At 62.5% G+C, this 4,886-nt stretch carries 5 protein-coding genes and 1 pseudogene; all 6 read right to left on the bottom strand.

The annotated features are described in order from the left end of the window. Positions 1 to 268 (bottom strand): hypothetical protein (locus EOA85_RS38250; protein ID WP_127211894.1); only part of this gene is annotated, 268 nt, incomplete at its 3' end. Between the two features lie 105 nt (positions 269 to 373). Then, positions 374 to 916, bottom strand: a complete 543-nt coding sequence (locus EOA85_RS27730; RefSeq protein ID WP_127211893.1) for an O-acetyl-ADP-ribose deacetylase — start codon at positions 914 to 916, stop codon at positions 374 to 376. A 1-nt stretch (position 917) separates the two neighbouring features. Next, positions 918 to 2,525, bottom strand: a complete 1,608-nt coding sequence (locus tag EOA85_RS27725) for a carboxyl transferase domain-containing protein (protein ID WP_127211892.1) — start codon at positions 2,523 to 2,525, stop codon at positions 918 to 920. Between the two features lies 1 nt (position 2,526). Continuing rightward, positions 2,527 to 3,690: an isovaleryl-CoA dehydrogenase gene (locus EOA85_RS27720; protein ID WP_127211891.1), complete on the bottom strand. Its 1,164-nt coding sequence runs from the start codon at positions 3,688 to 3,690 to the stop codon at positions 2,527 to 2,529. Between the two features lie 72 nt (positions 3,691 to 3,762). Next, positions 3,763 to 4,416 (bottom strand): TetR/AcrR family transcriptional regulator, encoded by a 654-nt coding sequence (locus EOA85_RS27715; RefSeq protein ID WP_065010453.1) that lies wholly within the window; start codon positions 4,414 to 4,416, stop codon positions 3,763 to 3,765. Positions 4,417 to 4,706: 290 nt separating this feature from the next. Continuing rightward, positions 4,707 to 4,886, bottom strand: a pseudogene (locus EOA85_RS27710) (pyridoxal phosphate-dependent aminotransferase); the annotation flags it as partial.

Here is a 4,886-nt window from a genome sequence, read left to right as displayed (position 1 = left end):
GCGCATTGAGTCTCGAGCCACAGATGATATAGAGGTCGACCACGCGCGAATAAAAGCTCGTAGCATAAGCGGAATGCCCGCTGGCTGCAACATAGGCTTTGTAGGCCTTCGGGCAGTCTCCCGTCGAACCTGGCGGAAAATGGACTGCGAAACGGCGGTCGCCTTTGCTTCCCGCCAGCGATTCCGCTGTGCCAACGCCTGGCGCCGCTAATATAAGCAAGCCCGCAAGTATAGATACAGTTGTTTTCTGAAAAAGTCGCAGTCTCATCTTCGCCCAATCCCCATTGGTATTTGCAAAGAGCAATAGCCGCAATCTTTCCGCGTGACCAGCACCCTGGTTGAAAATGAGTCTGAATAATGTGGATCGTACTTTTCATCGGTGCAGATCACCCTTCGCCAGGGCAGCAACGGTTTGCCGGTACAGTTCTGCCGTCTGCTGGTCGAAGCAGCAGAAGGTGACGGTTTCCGGAAGCGCGTTGTGGCCGATGAAGGCGCTCACCGTGCCAACGGCGATCTGCGTCGCCTGGTCCTTTGGATATCGGTATACACCGGTCGAGATCGCCGGAAATGCCACCGTCCGGCAATCCTTGGCGGCGGCGATTTCGAGCGACCGGCGGTAGCAGGAGGCGAGCAGCTCGGCTTCGCCCTTGTCGCCGCCTTGCCAGACCGGGCCGACCGTGTGGATGATGTAGCGTGCCGGCAGCCTGTAGCCCTTGGTGAGTTTTGCGTCGCCGACCTTGCAGCCATTTAGCATCCGGCATTCAGTCAGAAGTTCAGGCCCGGCCGTCCGGTGAATGGCGCCGTCGACGCCTCCGCCGCCTAAGAGCGAGGTGTTGGCGGCATTGACGATGGCATCGACAGCCAGCTTGGTGATGTCGCCGGTATGAACGCGAATTCTGTGGTCGATTTCGCTCATCTCACATCCTGAACACGCCGAACTTTGTCTCCTCGATCCCGGCGTTCAGCGCCGCCGATAGGCTGAGCGCCAGCACCTCGCGCGTCTTGGCCGGGTCGATGATGCCGTCGTCCCAGAGCCGGGCGGAGGAGTAGAGCGGGTGGCCTTCGTGCTCATATTTCATCAGGATCGGCTTCTTGAATTTTGCCTCTTCCTCTGCGCTCCATTCTCCGCCTTTGCGCTCGATCCCCTCGCGCTTGACGACGGCCAGCACGGTGGCCGCCTGCTCGCCGCCCATTACCGAAATGCGGGCATTCGGCCACATCCACAGGAAGCGGGGCGAATAGGCGCGTCCGCACATGCCGTAATTGCCGGCGCCGAACGAGCCGCCGATGATGATGGTCACCTTCGGCACGCGCGCCGTGGCGACGGCCATCACCAGCTTGGCGCCGTCCTTGGCGATGCCGCCGGCCTCGTACTTTCGCCCCACCATGAAACCGGTGATGTTTTGCAGGAAGATCAGCGGGATCTTGCGCTGGCAGCACAGCTCGATGAAATGCGCGCCCTTGAGGGCGCTTTCGGAGAACAGCACGCCGTTGTTGGCGATGATGCCGACCGGCATGCCGTTGAGATGGGCAAAGCCGGTGACCAGCGTGGTGCCGTAATTCTGCTTGAACTCGTCGAACTCGGAGCCGTCGACGATGCGCGCGATCACTTCACGCACATCATAGGGCTGGCGCAGATCGGTCGGCACAATGCCGTAGAGCTCATCGGCTGCATGAAGCGGCGGAATCGGGCCGCGAAGTGCCAGCCCGATCTCCTTCTTTCGATTCAGGTTCTTGACGATGCGGCGGGCGATCGCCAGCGCGTGCTCGTCGTCCAGCGCATAATGGTCGGCAACGCCGGAAAGCCGCGTGTGCACATCGGCGCCGCCCAGTTCCTCCGCGCTGACGTCCTCGCCGGTAGCGGCCTTCACCAGCGGCGGACCGCCGAGGAAGATGGTCGCCTGGTTGCGCACCATGATTGTCTCGTCCGACATCGCTGGCACATAGGCGCCGCCCGCCGTGCACGAGCCCATGACGCAGGCGATCTGCGGTATGCCTGAAGCCGACATGTTGGCCTGGTTGTAGAAGATGCGGCCGAAATGGTCGCGGTCGGGAAACACCTCGTCCTGGTTTGGCAGATTGGCGCCGCCGCTGTCGACCAGATAGACGCAAGGCAATTTGTTCTGCAGCGCGATTTCCTGTGCGCGCAGATGCTTCTTTACGGTCAGCGGATAATAGGTACCGCCCTTCACCGTGGCGTCGTTCACGACGACCATGACTTCGGTGCCTTCGACGCGGCCGATGCCGGCGATGATGCCGGCCGATGAGATGTCTTCGCCATACATCGACCACGCTGCGAACTGGCCGATTTCGAGGAAGGGCGAGCCGGTGTCGAGCAGTTGGGCCAGGCGTTCGCGCGGCAAAAGCTTGCCGCGGCTCTGGTGCCGTTCCCGCGCTTCCTCCGAGCCGCCACGCTCGACGGTTGCCGCCTTTTCCGCAATGTCGGCGACCAACGCCCGCATGCGCTCGGCATTGGCGCGGAACGTGTCGGATGCTGGCGAGATCTGGGACTGGAGCGTAGCCATCTTATACCCCCTCCGCCATGATTTCGCGCCCGATCAGCCAGCGGCGGATTTCGCTGGTGCCGGCGCCGATCTCATAGAGCTTGGCGTCGCGCAGAAGCCGGCCGGTCGGATAGTCATTGATGTAGCCGTTGCCGCCCAGCAGCTGAATGGCGTCGAGCGCCATCTGCGTCGCCTTCTCGGCAGCGAACAGCACGCAAGCGGCGGCGTCCTTGCGGCTCGTCTGGCCGCGGTCGCAGGCGGCTGCGACGGCATAGACATAGGCGCGCGCGGCATTCATCGTCGTATACATGTCGGCGAGTTTGCCCTGCACCAGCTGGAACTCGCCGATCGGCTGACCGAACTGCTTGCGCTCGTGCACATAGGGGATCGCCACATCGAGGCACGCCGTCATCAACCCGAGCGGGCCGCCGGCGAGCACCGTGCGCTCGTAATCGAGGCCCGACATCAGCACCTCGACACCGCGCCCTTCCTCGTGAAGCACGTTGCCGAACGGCACTTCGACATTCTCAAACACAAGTTCGCCGGTGTTCGAGCCGCGCATGCCGAGCTTGTCGAGCTTTTGCGCGACGGAAAACCCGGCCATCGATTTTTCGACGATAAACGCGGTGATGCCGCGCGAATGGAGCTCCGGATCGGTCTTGGCGTAGACGACCAGTGTTTCGGCATCCGGGCCGTTGGTGATCCACATCTTGGTGCCGTTGAGAACGTAGCGGTCGTTGCGCTTTTCGGCGCGCAGTTTGAGCGATACGACGTCGGAGCCGGCGCCGGATTCCGACATTGCCAGCGCGCCGACCTTTTCGCCGGTGCATAGAGCGGGCAGATGTTTCTCCTTCTGCGCCGGCGTCGCCCAGCGATTGATCTGGTTGACGCAGAGGTTGGAATGGGCGCCGTAGGAGAGGCCGACCGAGGCCGAGGCGCGGGAAATCTCTTCCATAGCGACAACATGAGCGAGATAGCCCATGCCGGTGCCGCCGAAATCCGGATCGGCGGTGATGCCGAGCAGCCCGAGCCCACCGAGCTCGGCCCACAGATGCGCCGGAAATTCGTTCGAACGGTCGATCTCGGCGGCGATCGGCGCGATCTTGTCCTGCGCGAAGCGCCGCACCAGGTCGCGCAACGCCTCGATGTCTTCGTCAAGCCCGAAGTTAAGTGTGTGCGTGTACATGCCGTTCCTCCCGGCGCATGGCCCCGAAATCGAATTCGATTTTCGCGGTGGATCATGCGCAAAACCAAAATGCTACAACGTCCTTTGCTCGCCGGAAGGGGCTGCGACGCTGTAGGTCTTTGTCGCGCCGTGGGCCTTTGCTCCAACCAGGCGCATCGTCATTGAAAGATATGTGGCGGTTACCTCCGAGATCGATAGCCGCTCGCCCGGCCGGAACCAGACGATGACGCCGGTCATCATCTGGATCAGCGCCATGGCAGTCAGACCTGTGTCTTCGACGCTGAAGTCGCCCGCCTCTGCGCCGTCGCGCAGAATGGCGCGCAGCTCCTTTTCATAGGTCGTGCGCAGGCGCAGGATCTGCGTCAGGCGATCATGCGAAAGGCTGCGCAATTCCATGTTCGAGACATGGGTGGAATGGCGGCGTTCGATGTGGAAGGCGATGTGGTTTTTGACATAGGCGGCGAGCCGCGTCGCCGGATCGGCCGCGGCCGGGCGCGTCGTCTCCCACGCCTCGATCAGCCCTACCATGTGCTCGCGCATCAGCGTGAACAAGAGGTCTTCCTTGGTCGGGAAATAGCGGTAGAGCGCCGCCGCCTGCACGCCGACCTCGGCGGCCAGCTGGCGCATCGACATCGCCTCGTAGCCAAGACGCGCGATCAGGCTGATCGCCGCCTCGCGGACCGCAGCTTCGGTCTTTTCCCCGACCGAACCGGTCGTGCGCGCCATGTTTACCTCATCGAGAAGCGTGATTATAAAATGAGCGTTCAATTAATTCAAGGTGTGGATCGAACATTCCGGCAGGCGAGACGGCGCAAGCCGCGCGGCTCTTTCTTCTCCCCTTGTGGGAGGAAGGTGGCCTCGCCCACGGGTCTTGCCTCCGGCAAGCCCGAGGACAGGCTCCGCGAGGTCGGATGAGGGGTGTTCCAGCTTGGCACCGCCGGCACTCCGTCCAACACCGGTCTCAGCACTACGCGCCGATCCACCTTCTCCTACAAGGGAAGAAGGAAGAGTGCCTTTCAGTTCCCCCGTGCCACCGCCAACGCGCCCGGAAGTTCCTCAGCAAAAATGTCGAGCTCATGGTCGAGGCCGACGCTGACCCGGATGCAGCGGTCGAGCACCGGCACCATCGGCTTGCGGATGAACACGTCGCGCGACAGCAGCGCCTGCAGCACGTTCAGCGCGAAGGCGCCGTCGCC

The organism is Mesorhizobium sp. M5C.F.Ca.IN.020.29.1.1, assembly GCF_003997375.1.
Lineage (GTDB): Bacteria > Pseudomonadota > Alphaproteobacteria > Rhizobiales > Rhizobiaceae > Mesorhizobium > Mesorhizobium wenxiniae.
The sequence above is the reverse complement of the archived record's forward strand: the minus strand, read 5'-3'. Positions and strand labels throughout refer to the sequence as shown.